Below are 25,320 nucleotides of genomic sequence, written 5' to 3'. Positions count from 1 at the left end.
AGGTACGCACGCGAGTGGGCGATGCTCAGGCCTTTCGCGACGCGCGCGGCGCCCGAGTGGTCCGCACGAGAGGTACGTGCCCAAGTCAGGTCTTCGCGACAACGAGCGCACGAGTGCTTCGCGCGAGTGCGCCCGAGGCAGGTCTTCGCGACGACGTGGGCGATGGTCAGGCCTTCGCGACGACGAGCGCGGCGAGGAATGCGAAGCCTAGGATCGCGACGAGCAGGGCGACGACGACTCCGCCGCCGGGTGGCTTCGCTGTGACGCGCTCCGGTGCGTCGCTCTCCGCTTGCGCGAGGACCAACTTCGCTTCGCGCGCCGCGGCGGTGAGGAGCAATACCTCGAGGAGCGCCGCGGCTCCGAGCGCAAAGAGCCCGATGAAGAGACCTCGGCGATGACGAGCGCGGTTCTGCGCCCCGCGCGTCGCGATGCCGTCAATCGCGAGCCAGCGCGGAAACCCCACGACACCGCGACGCGCAGCGACATCGGCATCACACCCCAACCCGCCCACCGCATCCGAACGCGTCGCCGAAGCGTCCGCCCCCGACCGCTCCGCAGCGCCCGCCACCGCCGGAGCCCCCGCGTCCGCCCCCAAACGCTCCGCAGCACCGCGCGCATCCGACCGCACTGCCGGAGCGCCCAACCGCTCCGCAGCACCCGAGTCCACACCCGCAGCGCCCAACCGCTCCGCAGCACCCGCGTCCGCAGCGCCCGCAGCTCCCGCGTCCGCCCCCGACCGCTCCGCAGCACCCGCGCCCGCGTCCGCGCCCAACCGCTCCGCAGCACCCGCGTCCGCGTCGTCCTTCACCATGAATGCCTTTGCGATCGTCGCGCCGGACATGTACTCGGCGCCGCGGGGATCGCCGGAGGCGACGAGCCAGTGGATGCCCGGGGCGAGCTCCGGCAGGTCGAGGCGCGCGCGTGGGAGTGGGTCGCCCGGCTCTACCCGGAGCGGCAAGACCGCGCCGAGCTCGCGGCCCTCCTCTCCGTCGACCTCGACGTAGACGTGCTCGCGTGCGTTCGGAGCGACCAAGATGGCCTGCGCGCGCGACGGCGCGACGATGACACGCGGAACGTCGATCGCGAACGCGCCCGGCGCCGTCGGCAACGTCCCAAACCACGTGCCCTTCGCGCCACCCTCGCCCGTCACCTCGACGAGCGCGCTCGCCGCTTGCCCGAGCGCCACCGCCTCGAGCACCGCGACGCCGCCACACCCCGCCCCCGACCGCACCTCATCCCTCTCGAAACGCACCCCGATCTCCGGCGTCGCGCGGACCACCCACGGGGCACGACGTTGTCGAGCGACATGCACGAAGAGCAACGTCGTCGCGCCGACCACGAGGCGGTCGCCGTCGATGAAGACGTCGATGCCGAGGTCGCCCTCGCGCTTCGAGGGACGCACCGGCTTCGCGGCGGCCGCCGGCGCATGCGCGATGCGCGGCGCTTGGCTCATCTCGACGACACCGGCCGCGAGCGGCTCGCGCTCGTCCGGGACCTCCACCCGAAGCGCGATCCTCGCGACGTCGCCCCGGAACGCGAGCAGGACCTCCGCGATCCCGTCGACGTTGCTGTCGCCCGTCCAGCGCGACTCCTGCCCGTCGTCCGAGAGCGCGGTCACGACGAGCCCCCTCATCGCGACGACCTCGCGCACGCCGCGGTCCTCGAGGTACGTCGTGAGCTGGAACGCGTACGGGCGCGGCCGGTCCGGCGCGACCGCGCGGCCCGGCGGCGCCGCGTAGACCAGCGCGGCGCGGAACGCAGAGCCCGCGCCGATGCGCAGACCCACCGCGAGCGTGGCGACGGCGACGAGCGGCGCCGCGACGATCAGCGACGTGCGCGTCTTCGCGTTCACGGCTTCATCCAGCGCACCGGCACCGGCACCGGAGCGGGACCGGGACCAGGAACGATCGGCTCCTCTCCCTTCGCGCCGAGCGCGCCCGGCGCGAGCCGGATCTCCGTGACGCCCTCCGCCGCGAGCACGTGCACGCCGTCGTCCTTGCGCTCGACGTCGACGAAGGCATCGCGCGTCGCCGACGCGCGCACGAGCGTGACGCCGTACGCCGACGTGTCGGCGGGGCGGATGCTCCGGAACGAGACGCGCGCGGGATGGAGCGGCGCGGCCGCGAGCGCCGCGCGATCGACGACGCGGCGGATGTACTTCACGACGAGCGGCCCCTCGTGCGCCATCCCCGGCACGCGCTCGAATTCGACCGCGAAGCCGGCCTTCTTCATCGCGTCGTAGAGCATCGTGCTCTGGCGGATCGGTGAGGTGTGGTCGGCTTCGCCGTGGACGAGGAACACCGGCAAGTGGCGCGCGTTCTCGAGGTGGTCGAGCGCGTTCACCTTGCGCGCCCCCGCCTCGCCGCCGAGCACGCCGGCGACGTAGGTGGTGAGATCGTACTTGCTGTCGCCGAAGTAGCTCGCGACGAAGGCGAAGCGATCGGGACGATGGAACGAGATCGTCGTCGCGCCCGCGCCGCCCATCGACGCTCCCCAGATCGACACGCGCTGCGGATCGATCCGAATTTGCGCCGACACGGCGTCGATCGCGCGCATCACCTCGTCCTCCGCGTCGGCGGTGTAGAGCGAGTTGCCGAGACCGCTCGGCATCAGCAGCACGACGTCCTTCTTCCCCGCCTCGTCGATGAGCTCCTCGTACGCCGCGTACGTCCACGGATCGCTGTTCCACGGATGCACGCCGACGAGGAGCGCGCTCGGCTTCGTCCAGTCATGACCGCCCGGCACGAAGAGCACCGCCTCGCCGGCCTTGCCCTGCCCCGTGCTCGGCGCGACGTGCGGGCTCGCGAACGCGATCGTCTGGAGGCCGTCCCTCGTGTCCACGATCGCTCCGACGCGCGGCGCGTGACTGCACGCGATCCGCTTCTCGTACGTGCTGACCTTCACCTCCACCGTGACGTCGTGCGGCTTCGTCTCGTCCCCCAGCCGCACGACGAGCGGCCCCTTCGAGCCGGCGTCTTTCACCACACCGTCGACGAGCACGCGCCCGCGGCCGTTGCAGTGCGGGACGAGGACCGCCTCGCCTTCCGCCGCGAAGGTCCAGCCGCGCTCGGTCTTTTTCGGCGTGACCGCGACGCCGGAGACCGTCTCGTGCGCGGCCGCGCTCTCGGCCGCAAAGACGACGGCGAGGGCCACGAGCCGGCGCATGCCCCCACCGTAGCCGGAAAGACTTGTCAGCGCGGGCCTTTGTCCCCTAAACCTGGGCGCGAAATGTCGTCGTCCGCCGCGAGCACCAACCGTCCGATCGACTGGGCCTTCGTCCGCGCGCGGCTCGGCTCGTTCCTCGCCGTCGTGCCGCTCGGCATCTGGACCGCGAACCACCTCTGGAACAACCTCTCCGCCTTCCGCGGCGCGGACGCGTGGACGCAGGACGTCACCACCTACTCGCATCCGGCCGCGTTCTTCGCGTCGTCCGCGATCGCGCTCCTCCCCCTCGCGCTCCACACGGTCTGGGGCGTCGGGCGTCTCTTCTCGACGCGCCCGAACGTCGTGCGCTTCTCCTACTTCTCGAACGTCCGCTACATCCTCCAGCGCCTCTCCGCCATCGGCGTGCTCCTCTTCCTCGGCGCGCACCTCTGGCTCGCGACGCTGCACCCGCGCCTCACGACCGGCCGCCCCGAGCCCTTCAGCGACATCTCGCACGAGATGCATCACCACGGGCCGACCCTCATGGTCTACGTGCTCGGCACCCTCGGCGTCGCCTACCACCTCGCGAACGGCATCGGCACGTTCGCGATGGGCTGGGGCGTCGTGTCGAGCCGCCGCGGCCTGAAGCAGGTGGACTACGTCGTCTGGTTCGTGTTCCTCTCGCTCCTGGCGATGGGATGGGGCGCGATTTACGCGATCTGGGACGCAGGGCGTTAGTCGGAGCTCTGCTCGTTGCGACGGCGGGGCTGTTGTCCTGCTCGCGGGCGCACGAGGACGAGATACCGATCGGGGCGTTCCTCTCCCTCTCGGGGCCGGACTCGACGTTCGGCTCCGACACGCGCAAAGGGATCGACCTCGCGGTGCAGGAGATCAACGCCGCCGGCGGCCTCAAGGGCAAGAAGGTCCGCGTCATCTACGAGGACGACAAGTCGACGACGTTCGAGGCGACGCAGAAGGTCCGCCAGCTCATCGATCGCGACAAGGTCGTCGCCCTCATCGGCGAGGTCGCGTCGAGCCGCTCCCTCGTCGGCGGCCTCATCGCGACGAAGGGCAAGACGCCGATGATCACGCCGTCGTCGACCGCGGTCGAGGTGACGCAGAACCGCGAGTGGGTCTTCCGCACGTGTTTCACCGACGAGCAGCAAGGCAAGGTCGCGGCGCGCTTCATCACGAACGAGCTCCACAAGACGCGGGCGGCCGTGTTCTTCACCGCGCAGGACACCTATTCGTCCGGCCTCGCGAAGAGCTTCGCGGCGGAGATGCGCAGGCTCGGCGGCGCCATCGTCGCGGAGAAGGGCTACCCGAAAGGCGAGACGAGCTTCCGCACGTTCCTCTCCGAGATCAAGGCGGCGAGCCCCGAGATCATCTTCGTGCCGAACTACTACAACGAGATGGTCTTCGTCGGCCGGCACGCGAGCGAGCTCGGCATCCCGGGCTCGATGTTCTTCGGCGGCGACGGCTGGGACTCGGCCACGCTCACCGACGGCGCGGGGAAGGAGCTCGAGGGCGCGCACTTCACGAACCACTACGCCCCCGACGTGCCGTGGGAGAACTCGAAGCGCTTCTACGCCGCGTTCAATGCAAAATACAATCATCCCCCGACCAGCCTCGCGGCGCAGGGCTACGACAGCGCGCGCGTCCTCTTCGACGCGATCGACCGCGCGCCCGCCGTCACACGCGAGGACATTCGCAGAGCGCTCGGCGAGACGAAGGACTTCCACGGCGCGACGGGGACGATGAACTTCGACGAGGACCGCAACGCGAACAAGCCGATCGTGATCGTGAAGATCCAGGACCGGAAGTTCGTGTACGCGGGCACGCTCGAGGCCGAGTAGCGGTGAAGGTCCTCGAGGCGCTGCTCACCGGGGTCATGCAGGGCGCGATGATCGCGCTCGTCTCGCTCGGCTACACGATGGTGTACGGCGTCCTCCGGCTCATCAACTTCGCGCACAGCGAGGTCTTCATGATGGGCGCCTACTTCGGGCTCATCCTGCTCGCGGTGCTGATGGGGACGCCGCACCTCGTCGACGGGATGCTCGTTCGCCCCGGGACGCTCGGCTTCCTCGGCGACCACCCGGTCGTCGCCGTGATGTTCGCGACGGTGCTCGCGATGATGGCGGCCGCGGCCCTCGGCGTCGTCGTCGAGCGCGTCGCGTACCGCCCGCTCCGCCATCGCGGCCGGGGCGCGCTCGCGCGGATCACGCCGCTCGTGACCGCGCTCGGGACGTCGGTGCTGCTCCAGAACGTCGCGCAGCTGCTCTTCAGCCCGCAGGTGCGGCCCTACCCGCAGGTCCTCGCGAGCATCCCGCCGATCGGCGGCATCTCGAGCTCGCGCATCCTCATCCTCGTCGTCTCGATCGTCGTGATGGTCGCGCTCGAGCTGATCGTGAAGCGCACGTGGTTCGGCAAGGCGATGCGCGCGCTCAGCGCGAACGAGGAGGCGGCGCGCTTGATGGGGATCCGCACGTCGCGCGTCATCTCGATGACGTTCGCGCTCGGCTCCGGGCTCGCCGCGCTCGGCGCGGTGCTCTTCTGCCTCGATCAGTCGCAGGTGTATCCGACGATGGGCATCATCATCGGCACGCGCGCGTTCGCGGCCGCGGTCCTCGGCGGCATCGGGAGCATCACCGGCGCGATGCTCGGCGGCCTCCTCATCGGCGTCATCGGCGAGCTCGTGAAGCTCACCGACTACTCCGGCGGCGCCGACGTCCTCGTCTTCGCCGTCCTCATCGGCGTGCTCCTCGCCCGCCCCGCCGGCCTCCTCGGCTCGACCCGCGCCGAGAAGGTCTGATCGCGACCGGCGCGATCTTCGCGACGCTGTCGTAGCCCGCGGTTCACGCGCGCTCGCTCCCACGCGGGACGAGCGACGTGCGCCGGCGGCACGGCGATTGCTGTCGAAGACGGGATGCCGACGCGCTCTCTCCTCCTCCTCGCCGCGGTTGCGCTGACCGCCTGCGCGACGAAGCCGATCTCTCCCGCCGGCGCCCGCGTCACCGCGAGCGAGATGCCGCCGCCGCCGAGCTGCACCGCGCTCGGCGAGGTGAAAGGACGCGCCGGCGGCCAGGTCACGGGCCAGTTCGTCGACGGCGACGCCCTCGTCGGCGCCGCGCTGGACGACGTGCGGAACGAAGCGGGCGCCTTGGGCGCAGACTACGTCTACGTCGGCAAGCCGCAGTACGGCGTGTACTTCGGGTCCGTCCGCTCGGCGTCCTTCGGCGGCCGCGCCTACCGCTGCTCGGACCCCGCCGTCGCTACGGACGCTCGAGCTCGATCGTCAGATCGACGATCTTTCGCGACGGATCCATCGTCGGCTCGATGGTGAGCGACTCGCTCCGACCGCGGGCGCGGAACGTGTCCTTGACGCGCTCGATGCCGGCGCGGATGCGCGCGCGCTCGGCCACGTCGCCGCTCTTCATCTGGAGGGCCTTCGCGAGATCGCGATCGAGCGCGGGATCGACGGCGATCGCCACCTTCCCGACGCGGAAAGGTCCTCGCGCGTCGATCGTCAGCGTCAGCGGCGCCGATCCGTCCGGCCCGCGCGCTCCACGTTCGAGGTCGATGCGGCCGTAGTACGCGCGATCCGCGAAGAGCTGCTCCACCCGCTGGTAGGCCTCGCCGAGCGGCTTCGCTCCGAGCGGCGCGCCGGACGCGAGCTCGGGGAGCTTCCGGATGGCGGCCTCGAACGCCGGCGACGCACCCGCGATCGCGAGCGCGCCGACGGTCGTACGCGTGCCCTCCTTCACCGTGACGTGGACGTCGACACCCGCCGGCGTCTCGGGCGAGACGGTCGTCTCCACCGCCGCCTCGTCGAAGCCTTCGGCGACGTAGCGCTCGCGCAACGCGCGCGCGCTCGCCGTCATGGTCGCCTTCGAGTAGAAGGCGCCCACCTTCGCGATCGGCTGCTCCGGATCGGGCGCGATGCGGTCGGCGCCTTCGATCGTCGCGGCGCGGATGACGGGGCGGGGCGTGAGCTCGAAGTGGAGATCGAGGCCGGTGCCCGCGGGGGCGGCGGTGACGGTCACCCAGCGGAAGAAGCCGCTGTCGTAGAGCGCGCGGACGTCGCTCGAGAGGTTGCTCGCGCGGTAGAGATGGCCCGGCTTCTCGCGGAGATACGCGAGGACGTCCTGCTTCATCGTCGCGGGGACACCGTGGATGCAGATCGCACGGATCGGTCGGTCCGTCGCGTCCTCCGGCGCGAGCGCCTCCGCCTCGTTGGGAAGCGCGCACGGCCCGGGGACGGTCGGGGCGGGGCCGTTCGCGACCGCGCCGACGGGGACGGCCGACGCGCGCACCGGCGTCGCGGCCTCCTTGCAGCCGCCGAGCGCGACGAGCGAGAGCGCGAACGCGCCGAGCGCACGGTTCACTTCCGCACCTCGACGTCGACGTCGGCGCGGAGCTGCTCGAGGCGAGACTTGCGCGCTTCGGCTTGGGTCACCGAGCCGGTCATCGCCGGGACGAGGCGGCGCTGCGTCCACTTCTGTTCGAGGATCTGACGCCGGATCTCGTCACGGTAGTCCTGCTGGGAGAGGCCGCGTTTCGCGAGCTCCTGCGCGAGCTCCGCGTCGGTGAGGTGGTTGTCCTGCCGGATCCGCGCGAGGCCGTCGTCGACCTCGTGGGGCTCGATCGTGATGCGCAAGAGCGCGGCGTCGACCTCGATCAGCCGCTCCTCGATCAGCCGCTCGAGCGACTGCGCGAGGATCCGGTCCCTCGCCGCCGCGCGCTTGTCGGGCGACAGCTCCTGCAAGGACGGGAGCGCACGACCGAGCACCTCCGACCAGAGGATCGGCCGTTGACCGACCGACGCGACGACCGCGTCGAGGACCTTGGGGCCGGGATGCCCGGCGGCTTGCCCCGCAACGAGCAAGGCCGCGACGGCGACGAGTCGGACGAGCGATGGACGCATCCACCCACGTTATCGCAACGCCGCCGCCGACCGAGGGAAGGAAGAGCGAAGACGCGCGCGGCGTTGTATGAAACCTCGGATGCGAGCGGCAGGCCTCTTCGCGATCGCAGCGCTCGCGTCGTGCCGCGCGGCGCCGCTTGCGCCGACGCCGGCGGAGCCTCCTCCCCCGGCCCCGATCGCGCCGCAGCCGAAGGCCGCCGATCCCGAAGCGCGGCTCCGCGAGCTCTGCGCCGCCGACGCGAAGGCGTTCCCGCCGACGGAGTCGTCGTTCCCGCGCGAGGACCGCCTCGAGCCCGAGGTCGCCGAGGCCTTCGCCAAGCGCGTGCGGCCGCTCGTTCCGGCGCGGCTGCGCGGCGAGCGGCTGGAGGTCCATCACGTGGATCCCGTCCGCGGCGGTCACCTCGTCGAGGCGTGGGCGGAAGATCCCAAGGACGTCCAGTCGGGCTCGGTCGGCTTCCTCGCCTTCGTCCCGACCGCGGGAGCTCCGCGCGTCGTACGTGAGGAGAGCGTGATGGAACGCGCCGACTTCGACGGCGACGGGAAGCCGGAGCCGCTGACACGGCGCTGCACGACGAGGCCGCTGTACGCGCGCGAGTGCACCTGGACGGCGTGGTTCCCCGAGCGCGAGGTCTCGTTCACGCGCACGCTCATGCGCGGCTCGGACCTCCAGGTCAGGACGGAAGGAGGACGCTCGTTGCTGCGCGTCGTCCCGGCCGACGGGGTCGAGCCGGACTTCTTCCCGTCCGAGGACCTCACCGTCGTCCGCCTCGCTCCGTCCGGACCGGTCGCGGAGGAGGCGCCGAAGCTCGAGGCGCGGGAGCTCGCGTTCGCGAAGCACCGCTACGCGAGCGAGGCGTGCGACGAAGACCTCCGCGAGCTCGACGCCGCTCGATGGGAGCGAAGGATCAGGCTCCTCGGCGCGACGGACGCGGAGGCGCCGGCGCTCGCCGCGCACGTCCTCGCGAAGCGGAGGGCGTCGACGAAGGCGTCGTGGCGCGACCCGAAGGCGCCGATCACGCCGCGCGGGTTCCTCGACGCGACGTTCCCGGAGTCGACGGAAGACGATCCGATCTGGGACGCGCTCCCGCGCCCGCGCGCGGGCTCGTGTCCGGCGTTGCCGGCGGAGACGCGCGACGCGTGGAAGCGCGAGCGCGAGGCGGCGGTCCAGGCGCGAGCGGACGCGCGCTTCGCGGACATGGTCGTGCCCGTCGCCGTGACGTACGGCTGCATGACCGGCGAGGGCACCCTCGCGCTCGTGACGTGGGCGGAAGAGGCGTACTTCGAGCCGATGGCGACGACGGAGCTCTACGTCCTTCGCCCCAACGCGCCGGCGACCTCGATCGCGAGCACGCGCTCGCAGTGGGTCGCCGAGTACCACCACATCTACGACCTCGAGCTCGGGCCGAACGTCGATCTCGACGGAGACGGCGAAGAGGAGACGGTCATCGTCGGCACCGAATACGAGGTGGGGACGTGGGGCCGCACGCACGTCGCCGCGATCTGGAAGCGCGGCGCGCTCCGGCAGGTTCCGATGACGACGTTCGGTCGCGTCCGCGTCGCCGCGCTCGACGCGACGCGCGCGGCGATCGTCCTCACGCGCGGTGACGACGGCAAGCCGTGGCCGCCGCCCGTCTTCATCCTCACGAACGAAGGCCTCCGCCGCGCCCCCGCCCCGGCGGGGTGGACGACGGCGACGAAGCGCGCGCGCGACGCCTACGCAGCGGCGCGCGACTGAGAGGCCACGCGAAATCGCTGACTTACGGAGTTTTTATTGCCCATAGATCAACATTATTCATCGTCGCTTTGACTTTGTTCAAGCTCGGATTAGAAAGCCGGCATGCCTCGGCTGGTCGTTCGATGCCCTAGCTGCGAAGGGGATCTCCTCGCGACGCGGCTCACCTGCCGGTCGTGCGGGACCGCGCTCGAGGGCAAGTTCGAGATCCCGGCGCTCCTCCAGCTCGCGGCCGACGACCTCGCGTTCGTCACCGCGTTCGTGCGGGCGAGCGGGAGCCTCAAGGCGATCGCGCAGCAGCTCGGCGTCAGCTACCCCACGGTGCGGAACCGCCTCGACGACATCCTCGCGAAGCTCGAGAGGCTCGAGAAGGGCGTCGACGCCAAGCGCCACGCGATCCTCGACGCGCTCGAGAACGGGAAGCTGACCGCCGAAGCGGCGGCCGAGGAGCTGAAGAAGGTCGGGCTATGAGCACGCCCGAAGAGCGCATCAAGGAGCTCGCGCGCAAGAACGCGATCGGTGAGGCCGACGCGGAGCGCCTCCTCGCGAGCGTGAAGCCGCCGCCGCTCGTCGGGACCGGCGGGTTCGATCCCTTCGTCCGCTGGAGCGCAGGTGCCCTCGCCGTCGCCGGCCTCCTCGCGAGCGCCGGCGCCGCAGCGATGATGGGGCTCGGCGTCCGCTTCCCGGGCGTCCTCGACGTCGTCTCGGCGAAGAACGGCCTCGACGTGCGCACCGTCGTCGTCGATCAGCTCGCGGCCTTCCCGCTCACCGCGGCCGTCTTCTGGATCGCGGGTCGCGTCCTGTCGCGCGGCGTCCGCCCCATCGACATGCTCGCCACCGTCGGGCTCGCGCGCGTGCCGTCGGTCGTCTGCGCGATCCCGGTCGCCCTCCTCGACACCTCGACGCTCGTCGGCAAAGCCGCGATCTCCCTCGTCCTCGTCGGGCTCGCGGCGCAAGTCTATTTGCTCGTCATCGGATTTCGCACGGCGACCGGCGCCTCGGGTGGCCGCCTCGCGGCCGGCTTCGTCGGCGCCATCGTCGGCGCCGAGGTCCTCGCCAAAATCGTCATTTCGTTCGCTCACTAACGCCCATTCAGGCCCTTTCCATATTCGGCTTAGAGCAGCCGCACAGGAGACCTTTGTCATGAAATCGATTGCTGCGATCGCCTCCGTCGTTCTCCTCGTTACCGGCTGCACGGCCGCCTCCTCCGACGTCGCGACGGACACGAACGCGATCGAAGCGGAGGACGCCTGCGCGGCCGAGGAAGCGCGCTTTGGCGCCGCGCTCTCGCAGATCCCGCACGAGAGCTGGGACCTCGTCATGCAGACGAAGACGGCGTGCGGCTCGACGTTCCACACCGTCGGTCCGTCGCAGCTCGACGAGCATCGCCTCGTGCGCATCGGCAGCGTGACGAAGTCCTATGTCTCCGTCGTCGTGCTCCGCCTCGTCGACGAAGGCAAGATCGAGCTCGACGCGCGCCTCGACACCTATCTCCCCGACGCGCCGGCCTTCGCCGCGAGCGCGACCGTGCGCCAGCTCCTCCAGCACACGAGCGGGATTCCCAATTACACGGCCACGACCGCGTTCTGGCATTCGCTGGCGACGAGCCCCGGACATGCCTATACGGAGCAGGAGCTGCTCGCCTTCGTCGCGACGCAGCCGGCTGATTTCGCTCCCGGCACCGGCTGGAGGTACTCGAATACCAACTACCTCCTCGCCGGGATGCTCATCGAGAAGGTCGACGGTCAGCCCATCGCGGCCTCGATCCGCGAGCGCATCCTCGTCCCCAACGGCTTGAACGAGACCTTCTTCGACGGCGAAGAGAACGTGACCGGCCTCCTCGCGCCGGGCTTCAACAAGCACGGCGTCGACGTCACGGCGCACCACGACCCGTCGTGGGCGTGGGCGGCGGGGGCGATGGTCGCGTCGCCGCCGGACATGGCGCGCTTCGTCGAGCTCCTCGGCTCCGGCGCGCTCCTCTCGCCGAAGCTGCAAGCGGAGCTCACGAAGCCGGTCGCGACGCCGCAGCCCGGCCTCTCCTACGGCCTCGGCGTGTTCCTCACCGCGGGCGAGCTCACCGGCGGCCTCGGCCCCGCGATCGGCCACGGCGGCGACATCATGGGCTACCACTCGTGGGGCCTCTACTTCCCCGAGCGCAAGGCGACCGTCTTCGGCACGGTCATGAGCGATCGCGGCAACGGCAACTCGATCCTCGTCGCCGCGATCACCGCGCTCACCGCGAGCTGAGCGATGCCGCTTGGTGTATGCAGTCTACATCGAGCGGATCTGCCAGCGCTCGCGCGCGCTCCGCGACGGCACGACGCGATCGTCGACGCGGCGCTCGGCGGCGTGCCCGGCGCAGACTGTGCCACGCGCGATCGCGGCGCCCCGGAACGCGGGGAAGAACCCCTCGAGAAAGCCCGTGTCTGCGTGGTGGCACGTCGGGTGCGATGCGTCTCGCGATGCGTCCGACCCTGCTCTTCTTCGTCCTCGCCGGCGTCCCTCTCGCGCTCGCCCTCCCGGCGCGGGACGCCCGCGCATGCAGCCTCGCCCAGTGCCGCTCCGCCGTCGCGACCGGCCTCGGCGGGCGCACGATCCCGAGCGGCGTCCGCCAGATCCCCGCGATGGGCAAGGACGACGAGCCCGCGCAGCTCTTCCTCGGCTCCACGCGCGTGACCGCGACCGGACGCAACGTCGGCGACGGGAGCGAGGGCGTCCTCGAGACCGAGGCGCCGCTCGCGCCCGGCGAGTACCTGCTCCGCACGCAGACGGACTGCAGTCTGGTCATGGACGGGACGTGGAGCGAGGTCCGCTTCACCGTCGGGACCGCGGCGTTCACGGCGCCGGCGAAGCTCGGCACGCTCTCGGTCACCAAGCAGCTGCGCGCGCCGGACCACGGCGGCGACACGTGCGGCGACAACTACAGCGTGGAGACCGTCGCCGTCACGATCTCGCTCGATCTCGATCCCGCGCTCGACGCGGTGCTTCCGCTCGTCCGCCTCGAAGAGACGCTGACGCACGCGAGCGGCCATAAGGAGGTCGAGGCGCTGCGCGCAGGCGACGTCGTCGCGGAGCAGGTTCCAATCCGCTCCTTCCGCGTTCCGTGCAACGCCAAGGGCCGCTTCCGGTTCGACGTCGGCGGCGCGGTCGTCGGCACCGACGTCACGTTGCCCTCGGAGTCGCTCGAGGTCGACGTCGACTGCGAGAGCCTGCGCCCCACCGCGACGCCCCCGCCCGCGACGACGACGACGCCCGACGCGAAGACGACGCCGACCACCTCGGAAGAAGACGCGGGCTGCTCCACGACGCGCGCGCGCACCGACGGCGGGCTCCCCCTCCTCGCGCTCGGCGCCCTCGCGCTCCTCGGCGCACACCGCCGCTCTCGACGCGCCGAAGCGTAGACCCGACGCGGTCGCCCGAAGCGAGAGCATCGCGAGCGACGACACCGATTCGTTCGCAGCCACGTCGCGGTCGTTCGCGACGACGTCGGGTCGTTCGCAGCGGCGCGAGCGCGGGCTCGTGCGCGGGGCTCATGGGGAGCTTCCCGGGGCGCGGCGCGGGGTGAAGCTCCGGACGAGGTGGTCGCGGAAGGCCTCGACGCGGCGCGGGACGGCGCGATGCGACGGCACGACGAGGTAGACGTGCGCCGCCGCCGGCGTGGTCTCCGCCTCGAGCACGCGCACGATCGAGCCGTCGCGCACGAGTGGGTCGGCGAAGACGTCCGCGAGTGGGCCGACGCCGACGCGCGGCGCACGAGCTCGCGGAGGACGATGTAGTCGTCGACCATGACGCGGTACCTCGCGCCGCGCTTGGTCGTGCGCTCGCGGGCCTCGCGCGGCGCGAACGCGAGCCAATCGTGCCCCTCCTCACCGCGTACGCGTGGCTCGCCGCGACGCGCGACGTAGTCCGGCGAAGCGTAGAAGCCGGCGCCCACCGCTCCGAGCCGGCGCGCGACGAGGCCCGAGTCGCGGAGGCGTCCACCCGCGACGCGGACCGCGACGTCGACGCCGTGCGCGACGAGGTCGAGGTGCTCGTTGGAGAGCCGGAGGTCGAAGCTCACCGCAGGATGGCGCCGGCAGAACTGCTCGACGGCGTCGGCGAGGACCGTCACCCCGAGCGCGACCGGCGCGGTGACGCGGACGACGCCCGAGAGCTCCGCGTCGCGGTTGGGCAGCTCGCCGAGGATCGCTCCGAGCGCGCGCAGCGGCGCGCCGGCTCGCTCGTGAAGCTCGCGACCGGTGGCGGTGAGCACGACGTGGTGGGTCGTGCGACGGACGAGCTCGACACCGGCGACCTCCTCGAGGCGCGCGATCTTCCGGCTCACCGTCCCCTTCGAGACGCCGAGGCGGCGCGCGGCCCGCGAGAAGCTGAGGGCATCGGCGACGGCGACGAAGGCGACGAGGAGGTCCGGCGCGACGCTCGGTGTTGCGTGCATGAAACAACCTGTATCGAACTAAGCAACACCACACCAGCCGCGCACGGGTCATGCTGGACGGATGAAGTGGAGCGTCCTCATCCTCTCCTTGAGCGGCCTCGCCGGCTGCTACCCAAAGACGACCGCCGCGCCCCCGACCTTGACCGCCGCCCAGCTCGAGGTCCCGGCGCTCGCGCGCGGCCGCGAGGTCTTTGCGGCCAAGTGCAACGGATGTCACGGTTACCCCGATCTCGGCGCGGTCGGCGCGGCGAAGTGGCCGGCGGTGATGGACGACATGGGACGAAAAGCATCGCTGACGCCGGCGGATACGGACGCCGCGCTCCAATACGTGCTCGCGGCGCGAGGGCGGTAAACCGGCGACCGCGCGCGCTCCAGCCGCCGGCGCGCTCAAGCGGCCGGCACGCTCCTGCCGCCGCCTACTGCAAGACCTCGACGCGCACGTTCGCGACGCCCTGGCTGGTCGGGGCGATGCGCGTGAAGGCGCCGCGCGCGAGATCGATGCAGCGGCCGCCGGCGTACGGGCCGCGATCGTTGATCCGAACGTCGACGCTCGCGCCCGTGGCGGTGTTCGTGACGCGGACCTTCGTGTTGAAGGGGAGCGTCTTGTGCGCCGCGGTCAGGCCGTTGGGATCGAAGCGCTCGCCGTTCGCAGTCCGCGAGCCCGACGCGTAGTACGAAGCCTTGCATGTCTCGACGCGTCCCGTCGGCTTCGGCTCGGGCTCCGCCGGCACCTCGCTCTCCGGCACCGCCGTCGACGACTGGACGTAGTTGCCGTGGACCCAGCCCTCCTCGCCGTCGACACGCACGCGATAAAACCCGTTGTCGGGCGCGCTCTCGATCACGGTCACGAGCGTGCCGATCGGGAGCGTGCGGATGATCCGCGCGTCGGTCGAAGGTCCCTCACGGAAGTTGAGGCGCGCGGTCGTACGCAGCGTCGTTCCGACGGGGAGGCTCCCTTCTTCGTCTTCGGCCTGCGGCTCGCTCGCGCCGGCGTCGTCGGCAGCGGCCGGCGTCTCGCCGCCGGACTCGTCGACCACGCCGTCGCTCGTCGCCGCCGGATCGTCACCACAGGCGGAGACGAGCGGCACGAGCGCGAGGGCAAGCACGGCGGCGAGGCGGACGGACGACGAGCGGCTCACTGTACTTTGCGTAGCAGCTTCCGCCGCCGCAGCCCATCGTCCGCAGGCGGTCAGAACATGAAGCCGACGCGGAGGAGGTCGATGGTCGGCGTCGTCTTGTTGCCGAGGACGTTCGCCACCGTCGCGAGCGCCTTGTCCGCGCCCGTGTCGACGCCGTAGCTCGAGCCGGAGATCTGACGCTCGTAGCTCGGGCCGATCGGGATCTGCACGCCGGCGTCGATGCCCACCGTGATGCCGTTGTCCCACGTCTTGAGGTAGCCGACGCGCGGATTCACGAACCACGTGCTCGCGGCCGCACCTTCGGTGTAGGTGCCGAGCGCGCCGCGGTTGATCGTGAGCGTCGTCTTCGCCTCGAGCCACTGCTTGCCGCCGCGGACGCCGACGAAGAAGCCGCCCTTGAAAGGGAAGAGGCGGAGATCGGCCGCCACACCGCGGAACTTCACGTCGGTGCCCATGATCGTGGCGTCGGGCATGAAACTGTATTCTGCACCCACCCCGACAACCCGCTTGTACTTCGCGAACGCCTCGACCGCGAACGGACGCGGGAAGCCGACGCCCATCATGCCTCCGATGCGGAGCGTCTCGCTCTTCGGCGCGTCCGACGACGGCGCCGCAGAGGCGCGATCCTTCTGCGGCGCGAGCCCGAGCGACGGCACCTCGAACCCCGCCATCGCCGCGAACGCCGACGTCGCGGGCGCGGGTGCGGGTGCGGGTGCCTGCGCCGGCGCGACCGCCGATTCGACCGGCGACGCGACCTGCTCGAGCGTCGAACCAGACGTCACCGGAGCAGGCGCCACCGGAGGCTCGACCGGCGACGCAGCATCAGCCTGCTCGAGCGTCGGAGCCTCGACCGGAGCGGGCGGGCTATTCGACGCGGCGGCAGGGGCTTCGACGGGGGTGCTCGGGGTCTCGTCGGCGAGGGCGTGGGTCGTGAGGCAGAACGCGGTCGCGGCGGCCGCGAGGGAGAGCACCTGTCGCATCCCGAGAGAGAACGGACGGTTCGAGGGAGTCTTCATGGCAGCCACGGTTGCGTGGGTCGTGCCAGCCACCTCATCCATCACATCTCGCTGAAATCACATCAAAACATCGTACGCCCCGCGGAGGTGTATCGGCGATACGGCGATACACCAAAGGCCGGCCGTTCAACGCAGCGGCGTCAATGGTGCGACGGCGGAGATCAGCGCGAGCCGCCGGCGCACGGCAAGGTCGGCATCGAGCTAGACCCAGAGCTGTTCGTGCGACGGCGGCGATCAGCGCGAGCCGCCGGCGCGGGGGCGGGGAGCGGCGGCGCGGGGGGCCTCCGCCTTGGCGGGCTCGGGCTTCGGGGCGGGGGCGGGGAGCATGCTCGGCGACGGCATGCCTCCGAACGGGTCCTCCTCGATGAGGTCGTCCGTGTCGATCTCCAGCGCTTGCTCCTTCTCCTCGTCTTCGAGGCGCATCGCCTCGAGCACGAGCGCGCCGATCGACGCGCGCGCGGCCGGGAGCGCGCCGCTCTCCTTCGTCGCGAACGAGAAGCGGCCCGCGCGCCACGAGAGGACCTCGCGCAGCGTCTCGAGCGCCGGGCGCTGCTGGCCGCCGATCTCCGTGCTCGCGAAGAGGCCACCGTTCATCGTGATCGTCGCGCGCTTGCCGTTCTGCGCGGTGACCTCGATCTGGCCGCTCCGCCGCTCCATCTCGAACATCATGAGCATGCTCGCGAGCGGGAAGGCCGAGAGGTCGCCGCGGATCGCGGCCGCGGTCGACGGCGCCTGGCCCTCCGCTTCGCCGCCGCCGCCGCCGTGGCGCCGCGCCATCGCGAGGAGCGCGCCGACCTGCGCGATCACCTCGTCGTTCGAGATCGGACGGGAGAGGAAGACGTCCGCGCCGACGTTGAGCGTCTGGGTGCGGAGCGTCGGCTCCGTGAGCTCACCCACGAAGAGGATGGGCACCCGCGAGATGGGGCCCGACTCCGTGCGCACCCGGCGCGCGACCCACGCGCCGTCGATGTCCGGAAGCTCAGGCGCGAGGACGATGCAGTCCGGGATCGTCTCGCACGCCTTCCGGAAGCCCGGCATGGCTTCGGTGCACGAGTCGACGGTGTAGCCCTTCTCGCGTAAACCGCGCACGAGAAGTTGGCTGGTCCACTCGTCTCCGTCGATGACGAGGACGCGCCCAGAGATCACGAAAACGACATTAGCATGTGGGGCCTTCAGCCGCGAAAACCTGGACAAAAGTCCGGGGCGCTCGCTTCCGGCGCCGGCACGCTGTGCGTCCGTCCATGTAGCAGACCGAGAGGGCTCGCCGCGGGTGTCCCGGCGTCGTCCGGCCCGATCGATGCCAGACATGATTGTGGATGAGGAGGACCTCGCCGGCCTCGGTCGGGATCGGCAACGCCTTGTATTCTGCACCAAATGCGTCGAGCTTCTCGGCCGGGACCACCCCGCCGAGCGGCGTCGCGAGACCCGCGAGGTGGCTCCGCGGCGCGACCTCGACGCAGCCTCCCCCCTCCGGCGCGTCGTCGAGGCCGGTCCATATCTGCAGCGTTGGATCGCGGTCGAGGCCCCAGAACGAGCCGCCGTCCTGATGCCACGGGAGGTTCGAGCCGCCGCCCGCGTGCTTGTTCATGAGGAAGGCGCGGTAGAGCGAGACGTCCTGCCCGGGGTACACCCGTGCCGCAACGCGTCGAAACTCGTCGTTCCGGATCCACGCCCAGAACAGCGGATCGAGCTCGAGCTTCTCCACCTTCCGATACGCGAGGGACGGACCCTTCCAGCCCTTGCCGTACTCGAGGTCCTCGTAGCGGCCGCTCTCGGAGTCGTGCTGGAAGAAGAGGCCCGGATACGTGACCTCGCCGAGCATGATCGCGTCGGCGCGCGCGCGGAGCTGCGTGAGGCGCTCCCCGTCGACGAGCTTCCCGAGGCGCGCCCAACCATGCTCGCGGTAGTGCGCCACCGCGGCGTCGATCGCGTCGTCGGTGAGCGCGAGGGTCATCGAACGTAGTGCGCGTCGGTGCCCATCCAGGCGCGATGGAGCGCGTCGACGATGCCGCGCACCTCCGGCGAGAGCCCGCGCCGGCACGCCTGGAGGCCCTCGTCGAGCTGCTGCACCGAGCCGGGGCCGAGCAGGATCGAGTCGACGCCGGGCGCGCCCGCGAGCCACGCGTACGAGAGCTCGAGCACGCTCATGCCCTCCGCCTTCGCGACGTCGGCGAGCGCGTCGACGCGATCGAACATCGCGTCGGTGAAGTAGCGCCCTTGGTAGAGCTTGTTCTTGTCGAAGCGCGAGCCCTTCTGCGTGGAGCCGTCGCGAAGGTGCTTGCCCGCGAGGAGACCGCCCGCGAGCGGGTTGTACACCGTGGTGTGGACCTCGTACTTGCGCGCGAACGAGAACCACTCGACGTCGAGCTCGCGAATGAGGACGTTGTAGAGGTGCTGCGCGATCGCGGGCTTGGGGAGGCCCGCGCGCGCGGGCCGGATCATCTCGAGCACCTGCCACGCGGCGTAGTTCGAGATCCCCCACGCGAGGATCTTCTTCTTGTCGATCAGCTCAAGGACCGCGTCGAGCGTCTCCTCGATCGGCGTCGCGTGATCGGGGACGTGCAGGTAGTAGACGTCGACGTAGTCGGTCCCGAGCCGCTTCAAGCTCTCGTCGATCGCGGCGAAGAGCCGCTCGCGCGAGAGGCCCTCCGGCTTGCCGTCGACGCGGCCGAAGCCGCACTTCGTCGCGAGCACGACCTCCTCGCGCTTGCCGGCGAGCGCCTCGCCGACGATGCGCTCGGAGGCGCCGTCGACGTACGCGTTCGCGGTGTCGAAGTGACGGACGCCGAGCTCGAGCGCGCGCGCGATGATGCGCTTCGACTCCGCCTCGTCGGTGCGGCGTCCGAAGTTCATCGCGCCGAGACACGCCGGCGCGTTCTTCCCAGCCTCACGTCGCTTCGACACCTCTTCGAGCACCGTCTTCACGGCGCGGAACGGTAGCCATGGAGCCATGCCTAGTCACGCGTTACGATGGCGCCCGCTCATGACAGACGACAAGCTCGCCATCCTCGTCGGGGGTGGTCCCGCGCCCGGCATCAACAGCGTGATCGGCGCCGCGACGATCCGCGCCGTCCTCTCCGGCGTCGAGGTCCTCGGGATCATGGACGGCTACAAGTGGCTCATGGAAGGCGACACCTCGCGCGTGGTCCCGCTGTCGATCGCGGACACGAGCCGGATCCACTTCCGCGGCGGCTCGATGCTCGGCATCGCGCGCGCGAACCCGACCAAGAACCCGAAGAACATGCAGAACGCGCTCGACGCGCTCGATCGACTCGGCGTCGGCATGCTCGTCTCGATCGGCGGCGACGACACCTGCTTCAGCGCGTCCCAGCTCGCGAAGGCGTCGAAGGGCAAGCTCCGCGTCGTCCACGTCCCGAAGACGATCGACAACGACCTCGATCTGCCGCAGGACGTCTACACCTTCGGGTTCCAGACCGCGCGCCACATCGGCGCCGAGATCGTGAAGAACCTGATGGTCGACGCGAAGACGACCTCGCGCTGGTACTTCGTCATCGCGATGGGCCGGAAGGCGGGCCACCTCGCGCTCGGCATCGGCAAGGCCGCCGGCGCGACGCTCTCGCTCGTGCCGGAGGAGTTCACCCCCCACGCGGGAAAGAACGGGGTGCGGCTCTCCGAGGTCGTCGACACGCTGTGCGGCGCCATCATCAAGCGCATCTCGCACGGCCGCCCCGACGGCGTCGCGGTCCTCGCGGAGGGCCTCGTCGAGGTCATCGATCCGGCCGACCTCGAGGGCATGGAGGGAGTCGAGCGCGACGAGCACGGGCACATCCGCATCGCGGAGGTCGACTTCGGCAACATCGTGAAGCTCGCGGTGCAGAAGGAGCTCAAGAAGCTCGCGATCAAGACCACGATCGTGCCGAAGAACATCGGCTACGAGCTCCGCTGCGCGGACCCCATCCCATTCGATGCAGAATACACGCGTGACCTCGGCTACTGCGCCGCGCGCTACGTGATCGAAGGCGGCGACCGCGCCCTCATCAGCATGCAGCGCGGCCGCTTCGTGCCGGTGCCGTTCGATCAGATCATGGACCCGACCACGGGCCGCATGCGCGTCCGCATGGTCGACATCGAGTCCGACCGCTACAAGATCGCGCGGAGCTACATGCTGCGCCTGAAGGAGGCGGACTTCGCCGACACGGTGGAGCTCTCGCGCCTCGCGCAGGCGGCGAACATGAAGCCGGTGGACTTCACCGCGCGCTTCGGCCACCTCGGCGCGGCGGAGGTGCAGAAGCCGAGCCTCTCGCCGATGCGCGCGGCGCGCCCTACTTCTTGAACAGCTTGCCGAGGAAGCCGCCGATCTTCTCGGCCGGCGCGGCGGCGGGCGCGGCGCTGGGACGGCCGGGGCCGGACACGGCGCCTTTGTTCTGACCGCCGCGCATGTTGTGGAGGCGGACCTCGCGCATCGCGTCGAGGTTGCGCGGGTTGAGCTCCGCCGCCTTCTTGAAGTCCTTGAGCGCCTTGCTGAACTCCTCGGCGCGCTTGTAGAGCATGCCGCGGTAGAAGTAGGCGCGCTCGCAGTTCGGGTTCTTCTGGATGCAGCGATCGAGGATGATCGCCTTCTCGAGCGTCTTCTCGCGGCTGAGCCACTCCGGCTTCTGCGCGTCGAGCCACGCGAGCGTCGCGAGGTAGTCGACCTGCTCGTCGTCGAGCTGGACGCAGCGGCGCACGAGCTCGTGCGCCTGCGGATCGGTGGGGTTTCGCTTGAGGAGGAACTCGACCTTCTGGAACTCCTGCGCCGCCTCGAGGATCGCCTGGATCTTCTGCTGGTCCTCCGGCGTCGCGCCGCCCTCCTTGAGGAGCTTCAGGTAGTCCTGGCGCTTGCCAGGATCGCTCAGGGTCTGGTTCGCCTCGGTGAGGTGGGTGAAGACCTTGCTGCACGCGTCCTTCACGTCGATGAGCGCGGGCGGGAGACGATCGGGGTGCCACACCTTCGCGAGGCCGAAGAAGGCCTTCTGGATCTGCTCCGTCGACGCGTCGCGATCGACGCCGAGCATCTGGAAGTAGTCCTGCCCCGTGATCGTCGCCGCGCGGTCGAGGATCTTCTGCTTGAGCGATCGCTGCTCGGCGGTGAGGTTCTTGTCGTTCGCGGACGTGTCGGCGACGGGCTCCACGGCCGGCATCTCGACGCTCGGCACCTTTGCGGCGGCGGGGACCGCCGGGGCGGAGGCCGGCGCCGGCGCGGCGCTGGGCATCGCCGGCGGCGCGTTCGACTGCTGGATCGTCTGGACGATCATCGATCCGATGTCGAGCGGACCCGCCGGCACGGCCGGCGCGGAGATGACGGGGGCCGGCGCCGGGCTCATCGCCTGCGGGGGCGTGGGCGGCCTGAACGCGCCGCCGCCGCTGCTCGGTGGTGCTGCGCCGAACGCGCTCGCGCCGAACGCGCCGCTCGTCGGTGGCGCGCCGCTCGGTGGGGCGGCGCGATCGTCACGCGCCGACGGCGTCGCGACCTCTTCGACGACCATCGGCCCGCGGCCGGGCGCGGCCTGACGCTGGAGCTGGACGCGCGCGATCTGCTGCTGGGGCGGCGCCGCGGCGGCGGGGGCGGCGGCGGCGATCTGGCGCGCGCTGCCGGGCGCCGAAGGCGGCGGACCCGCGGGGGCCGGAGCGGGGGCGGCCTGAGCGGGCGCCATCGGCTGCGTCCCGTCGATCAGATCGACCTGCTTCATGATCATCAGGAAGTAGACGAGGGTCTGACCGAGGCGCGGGCCGAGCATGCCCGCGACGTCCACCGCGCGCGCGGGGCGGTGGCGCAGCATCTCGACCGCCTCGCGCTCTTGCGGCGTGAAGGCGAACCGCTCGATCTGCGCGGTCGGCGCGACGCGGAGGAGCGCGGCGCCGGCGCGGCGATACGTGGCGTCGACGTGCTCGAACGCAGGCTGCTCGCGGCAGCCGCGCCACAGGACGGGGAACGGATCGATCGGGGTCGGCGGGCCGCCGTACTGCTGGAGCAGATCGACGTTGTCGTAATAGGCGAACGTCGTGTCGGTCGAGAGGCCGAAGAGGTGCTCGACCTTGCGCTCGACCTGCGAGCGGAGGCCCGCGTCGAGGCGCGCCGCGTCGATCGCGTTCATCTGGAGGAGGACCTGGCCCTGGAGCCTCCCCTGCATCTGCGCGAGGGACGCCTGGAGGTGGGCCGGCGTGATCATCCCGAGCTCGAGGAGCACGTTCCCGAGGAAGTGCACCGGATCGCTCGTGCGGATCTTCGCGGGGCAGCCGCCCATCACGAGGATCGTCGCCATCGAGATCGCGCCGCGCGACAGCTCGAAGGTCCCCGTCAGCCTCCGTTCGAGGGCGTAGACCATCAGATGGGGGAACGGGGTCTTGACGAACGACCCCGTTGCCGTCGGTGCGGGCAGCGGACCTTGCATCGCGCTCGACCCCGAAGTCTACACGGCCTCTCCCAGGCGAATGCGAACTTTCCTGACGAATCCTCTCTACAATGGGACGACGTGGGGAGGCCGACACGAGTAACCGTGACCGTGCACGTGGCGGCGTCGCTGGACGGTCGCATTGCCATCGACCGCGCGCCGACATCGCTGAGCACGCCCGAAGGTCGGAGATCGGCCCACTCGGCCCGCGCGGAGCACGACGCGGTCCTCGTCGGGAGCGACACCGTGCGGATCGACGATCCGCGCCTCACGCTGCGGACCGCCGACGACGCGCCCGCGCCGACCCAGCCGCTCCGCGTCGTCCTCGCGTCGGCGCTCGAGGTCCCCGCGCGCGCGCGGCTCTTCGACGAGCGAGGGCCCGTGCTCGTGTTCGGCGCCGAAGGTCGGGCGTCGAGCGGCGCCGAGCAGGCGCTCCGCGCGCGCGGCGCCGAGGTCGCGCTCGTCCCCGCCGACGAGAGCGGCATGGTCGCGCTCGCGCCGGTCCTCGATCGCCTCGCCGCGCGCGGCGTGCGGCGGCTCCTCGTCGAAGGAGGCTCGCGCGTGCTCACGTCCTTCTTCCGCGCGCGCCTCGTCGACGTGCTCGAGGTCGAGCTCGCGATGTCGCTCCTCGGCGCGCCGGGCGTCCCGCTCGTCGGCGCGCTCGAACGACCGCCGCGCCTCACCGACGTCGAGGTCGTCCGCCTCGGCGCGAACGTCCTCGTCCGCGGGCGCGTGGTGAACGAATGAAGACGCGGGCGCTCTTCTTCGAAGGAGCAAGGGCGGTCACCGTGCGCGAGATCGAGCTCCCGGAGCCGGGCCCCGGCGAGGTGCGCGTGCGGGGCCTCGCGTCCGCGATCAGCCAGGGCACCGAGCTCCTCCTCTACCTCGACGAGGGGCCGGCCGTGTTCGATCCGTCGCTCGGCGCCGCGAGCTATCCGAGCCGCTACGGCTACGCGTGGATCGGCGAGCGCGAGGACACCGGCGCCCGCGTGTTCGGGCTCCTCCCGCACGGCGACGCGCACGTCGTCGCGCTCGATCGTCTTCGCGCGATGCGCGCGGACGTCCCCGCGACGCGCGCCGCGCTCGCGGCGAACCTCGAGACCGCGATCACGTGCGTGTGGGACGCGGAGCCGGTGCTCGGCGAGCGCGCGGTCGTGCTCGGCGGCGGCGTCGTCGGGGCGCTCACGGCGTGGCTCCTCGCGCGGAGCGGGGTCGACGTCGAGCTCGTGGAGCCTCGCGCGGGGCGGCGCGCGGCGGCGGCGGCGCTCGTGCGGGCGGTCGCGTCCAGATCGGACGCGGCGGACCTCGTCGTGGAGGCGACCGGCGATCCGGCGGCGCTCGACGCCGCGATCGCGATCGCGGCGCCCGAGGCGCGCGTCGTCGTGGCGTCGTTCTACGGACGGCGCCGCGCGGCGATCGACCTCGGCGACGCGTTCCATCGCCGCCGCCTGCGGCTCGTCGCGAGCCAGGTGTCTTCGATCCCGCCGCGGCTCCGCGCAGGCTGGACGTTCGACCGCCGCTTCGATCTCGTGTCCTCGCTCCTGGGCGATCCCGCGCTCGACGCGCTCGTCGCGCCGCCGGTTCGGTTCGGGACGGAGGAGGCGAGCGCGGTCTACGCGGAGCTCGCGGCGGGCGCGGACGACGCACCGCCGTGCCGCGTCTTCGAGTATTGAGGAGCGATGTTCACCGTCGGCGTCTCGGACCACGTGATGATCGCGCACAGCTTCGCGGACCCGACCTTCGGCCCGGCGCAGCGGCTCCACGGCGCGACGTACGCGGTCGAGGCGGAGGTCCACGCGCCCGCGCTGAACGAGCATCACGTCGTGATGGACATCGGCGCGCTCCGCACGATCCTCCGCGCGGTGCTCGCGTCGTTCGACTACACGAACCTCGACGATCATCCCGCGTTCCCGGGTCGAACGTCGACGACGGAGCGCGTGGCGGAGCACGTGGCGAGCGAGCTCGCGAAGGAGATCGGGAAGCTCCCCGCTGACGGCAAACCGGCCGGCGCCGCGCGCCTCCGCGTGCTCTTGCGCGAGTCGCCGGTCGCGTGGGCGAGCTTCGAGCGCGCGCTGTGACGCGCATCGCGTGGATCGTCTACGGCGGCCTCGACGCGCGCACCGGCGGGACGATCTACGACGCGATCGTCGCCCGTGGACTGGACTGCGTCGACGTCGTCGCGATCGCGCCGGGCGAGTCGATCGACGCGCTCGCGGCGCGCGTCGCGGGCGCGGACGTGCTCGTCGGCGACGAGCTCTGCTTCCGCGAGCTCGCGGTGGTCTTTCTTCAACGTCGGGGGCTTTGCCCCCGACACCCCCACCCCAGACACGGCCCTCGCGCTTCGCGCTCGGGGCGCTTCGCGCCCGCTTGCGCGGCCGCTTCTGGGGCCGGTTGTCAACGTCGGGGCTTTGCCCCGACACCCCACCCCAGACACGGCCCTCGCGCTTCGCGCTCGGGGCGCTTCGCGCCCGCTTGCGCGGCCGCTTCTGGGGCCGCTTGTCAACGTCGGGGCTTTGCCCCGACACCCCACCCCAGACA

At 71.2% G+C, this 25,320-nt stretch carries 25 protein-coding genes and 1 pseudogene; 14 read left to right on the top strand and 12 right to left on the bottom strand.

Annotated features, from left to right (window positions below; translation table 11 throughout):
• Positions 1-166: 166 nt before the first annotated feature.
• Together KF837_13930 and KF837_13925 are read right to left on the bottom strand one after the other, a co-directional pair.
• A complete protein-coding gene (locus KF837_13930) occupies positions 167-1,852 on the bottom strand; it encodes a hypothetical protein (protein ID MBX3228414.1) in 1,686 nt (561 codons plus the stop codon).
• Positions 1,849-3,165: a prolyl oligopeptidase family serine peptidase gene (locus KF837_13925; GenBank protein MBX3228413.1), complete on the bottom strand. Its 1,317-nt coding sequence runs from the start codon at positions 3,163-3,165 to the stop codon at positions 1,849-1,851. The genes KF837_13930 and KF837_13925 overlap by 4 nt, the downstream gene beginning before the upstream one ends.
• Positions 3,166-3,228: 63 nt before the next feature.
• Between KF837_13925 and KF837_13920 the strand changes: the two genes are divergently transcribed.
• The 4 genes from KF837_13920 (at position 3,229) to KF837_13905 (ending at position 6,487) form a co-directional block, all read left to right on the top strand.
• Complete coding sequence (locus KF837_13920) at positions 3,229-3,882, top strand: succinate dehydrogenase (GenBank protein ID MBX3228412.1); 654 nt, start codon at positions 3,229-3,231, stop codon at positions 3,880-3,882.
• Between the two features lie 32 nt (positions 3,883-3,914).
• Positions 3,915-5,000, top strand: a complete 1,086-nt coding sequence (locus KF837_13915; protein ID MBX3228411.1) for an ABC transporter substrate-binding protein — start codon at positions 3,915-3,917, stop codon at positions 4,998-5,000.
• 35 nt (positions 5,001-5,035) lie between these two features.
• Positions 5,036-5,956 carry a branched-chain amino acid ABC transporter permease gene (locus KF837_13910; GenBank protein ID MBX3228410.1) on the top strand — a complete coding sequence of 307 codons (921 nt, stop codon included), beginning with the start codon at positions 5,036-5,038 and terminating at the stop codon, positions 5,954-5,956.
• 114 nt (positions 5,957-6,070) lie between these two features.
• Positions 6,071-6,487 carry a DUF4156 domain-containing protein gene (locus KF837_13905; protein MBX3228409.1) on the top strand — a complete coding sequence of 139 codons (417 nt, stop codon included), beginning with the start codon at positions 6,071-6,073 and terminating at the stop codon, positions 6,485-6,487.
• Here KF837_13905 and KF837_13900 read toward each other — a convergent pair.
• Positions 6,417-7,529 carry a hypothetical protein gene (locus KF837_13900; protein ID MBX3228408.1) on the bottom strand — a complete coding sequence of 371 codons (1,113 nt, stop codon included), beginning with the start codon at positions 7,527-7,529 and terminating at the stop codon, positions 6,417-6,419. The two genes, KF837_13905 and KF837_13900, sit on opposite strands and share 71 nt — an antisense overlap.
• Positions 7,526-8,068, bottom strand: coding sequence for a SurA N-terminal domain-containing protein (locus tag KF837_13895; GenBank protein MBX3228407.1), 543 nt, complete (start codon positions 8,066-8,068; stop codon positions 7,526-7,528). The genes KF837_13900 and KF837_13895 overlap by 4 nt, the downstream gene beginning before the upstream one ends.
• 79 nt (positions 8,069-8,147) lie before the next feature.
• Here KF837_13895 and KF837_13890 point away from each other — a divergent pair, with 79 nt between their 5' ends.
• The 5 genes from KF837_13890 (at position 8,148) to KF837_13870 (ending at position 13,201) form a co-directional block, all read left to right on the top strand.
• Positions 8,148-9,803, top strand: a complete 1,656-nt coding sequence (locus tag KF837_13890; GenBank protein MBX3228406.1) for a hypothetical protein — start codon at positions 8,148-8,150, stop codon at positions 9,801-9,803.
• Positions 9,804-9,905: 102 nt separating this feature from the next.
• Positions 9,906-10,271, top strand: coding sequence for a DUF2089 domain-containing protein (locus KF837_13885; protein MBX3228405.1), 366 nt, complete (start codon positions 9,906-9,908; stop codon positions 10,269-10,271).
• Positions 10,268-10,885 (top strand): hypothetical protein, encoded by a 618-nt coding sequence (locus tag KF837_13880; GenBank protein MBX3228404.1) that lies wholly within the window; start codon positions 10,268-10,270, stop codon positions 10,883-10,885. The genes KF837_13885 and KF837_13880 overlap by 4 nt, the downstream gene beginning before the upstream one ends.
• A 58-nt stretch (positions 10,886-10,943) precedes the next feature.
• Positions 10,944-12,047: a beta-lactamase family protein gene (locus tag KF837_13875; GenBank protein MBX3228403.1), complete on the top strand. Its 1,104-nt coding sequence runs from the start codon at positions 10,944-10,946 to the stop codon at positions 12,045-12,047.
• A gap of 215 nt (positions 12,048-12,262) precedes the next feature.
• On the top strand, positions 12,263-13,201 hold the full coding sequence (locus tag KF837_13870; GenBank protein ID MBX3228402.1) for a hypothetical protein: 939 nt from the start codon (positions 12,263-12,265) through the stop codon (positions 13,199-13,201).
• Positions 13,202-13,330: 129 nt separating this feature from the next.
• Here KF837_13870 and KF837_13865 read toward each other — a convergent pair whose 3' ends face one another.
• Both KF837_13865 and KF837_13860 read right to left on the bottom strand, forming a co-directional pair.
• Positions 13,331-13,501 (bottom strand): hypothetical protein, encoded by a 171-nt coding sequence (locus KF837_13865; protein MBX3228401.1) that lies wholly within the window; start codon positions 13,499-13,501, stop codon positions 13,331-13,333.
• Between the two features lie 530 nt (positions 13,502-14,031).
• Positions 14,032-14,235: pseudogene (locus tag KF837_13860) on the bottom strand (LysR family transcriptional regulator).
• Between the two features lie 61 nt (positions 14,236-14,296).
• On the opposite strand from KF837_13860, the gene KF837_13855 reads away from it, so the two are divergent.
• Positions 14,297-14,587 (top strand): cytochrome c, encoded by a 291-nt coding sequence (locus tag KF837_13855; protein MBX3228400.1) that lies wholly within the window; start codon positions 14,297-14,299, stop codon positions 14,585-14,587.
• 64 nt (positions 14,588-14,651) lie between these two features.
• Here the strand turns inward: KF837_13855 and KF837_13850 are convergent, their stop codons facing one another.
• The 5 genes from KF837_13850 to KF837_13830 all read right to left on the bottom strand — a co-directional run bounded on the left by KF837_13850 (position 14,652) and on the right by KF837_13830 (position 19,342).
• A complete protein-coding gene (locus KF837_13850) occupies positions 14,652-15,374 on the bottom strand; it encodes a septal ring lytic transglycosylase RlpA family protein (protein MBX3228399.1) in 723 nt (240 codons plus the stop codon).
• A 50-nt stretch (positions 15,375-15,424) separates the two neighbouring features.
• Entirely contained in the window at positions 15,425-16,390 is a 966-nt protein-coding gene (locus KF837_13845) for a hypothetical protein (protein MBX3228398.1), read from the bottom strand.
• Positions 16,391-16,624: 234 nt separating this feature from the next.
• Positions 16,625-17,536: a response regulator gene (locus KF837_13840; GenBank protein ID MBX3228397.1), complete on the bottom strand. Its 912-nt coding sequence runs from the start codon at positions 17,534-17,536 to the stop codon at positions 16,625-16,627.
• Positions 17,537-17,546: 10 nt separating this feature from the next.
• The gene (locus tag KF837_13835) at positions 17,547-18,344 is read right to left on the bottom strand and encodes a phytanoyl-CoA dioxygenase family protein (protein MBX3228396.1); all 798 of its coding nucleotides are present in this window, start codon (positions 18,342-18,344) and stop codon (positions 17,547-17,549) included.
• On the bottom strand, positions 18,341-19,342 hold the full coding sequence (locus KF837_13830; protein MBX3228395.1) for an aldo/keto reductase: 1,002 nt from the start codon (positions 19,340-19,342) through the stop codon (positions 18,341-18,343). Before KF837_13830 ends, KF837_13835 begins: the two co-directional genes overlap by 4 nt.
• On the opposite strand from KF837_13830, the gene KF837_13825 reads away from it, so the two are divergent.
• Positions 19,341-20,684, top strand: a complete 1,344-nt coding sequence (locus KF837_13825; protein ID MBX3228394.1) for a 6-phosphofructokinase — start codon at positions 19,341-19,343, stop codon at positions 20,682-20,684. The two genes, KF837_13830 and KF837_13825, sit on opposite strands and share 2 nt — an antisense overlap.
• Here the strand turns inward: KF837_13825 and KF837_13820 are convergent.
• A complete protein-coding gene (locus tag KF837_13820; GenBank protein ID MBX3228393.1) occupies positions 20,674-22,716 on the bottom strand; it encodes a DnaJ domain-containing protein in 2,043 nt (680 codons plus the stop codon). The two genes, KF837_13825 and KF837_13820, sit on opposite strands and share 11 nt — an antisense overlap.
• 3 nt (positions 22,717-22,719) lie before the next feature.
• On the opposite strand from KF837_13820, the gene KF837_13815 reads away from it, so the two are divergent.
• Genes KF837_13815 through KF837_13805 form a run of 3 tightly spaced genes read left to right on the top strand, consistent with a single transcriptional unit; the run spans position 22,720 to position 24,860 of the window.
• On the top strand, positions 22,720-23,529 hold the full coding sequence (locus KF837_13815) for a RibD family protein (protein MBX3228392.1): 810 nt from the start codon (positions 22,720-22,722) through the stop codon (positions 23,527-23,529).
• Positions 23,526-24,455, top strand: a complete 930-nt coding sequence (locus tag KF837_13810; GenBank protein ID MBX3228391.1) for a hypothetical protein — start codon at positions 23,526-23,528, stop codon at positions 24,453-24,455. Before KF837_13815 ends, KF837_13810 begins: the two co-directional genes overlap by 4 nt.
• Positions 24,456-24,461: 6 nt before the next feature.
• Positions 24,462-24,860, top strand: coding sequence for a 6-carboxytetrahydropterin synthase (locus KF837_13805; GenBank protein MBX3228390.1), 399 nt, complete (start codon positions 24,462-24,464; stop codon positions 24,858-24,860).
• Positions 24,861-25,320: the final 460 nt, after the last annotated feature.

The organism is Labilithrix sp. (assembly GCA_019637155.1).
Lineage (GTDB): Bacteria > Myxococcota_A > Polyangia > Polyangiales > Polyangiaceae > Labilithrix.
This window is presented reverse-complemented; position numbering and strand designations above follow the sequence as displayed.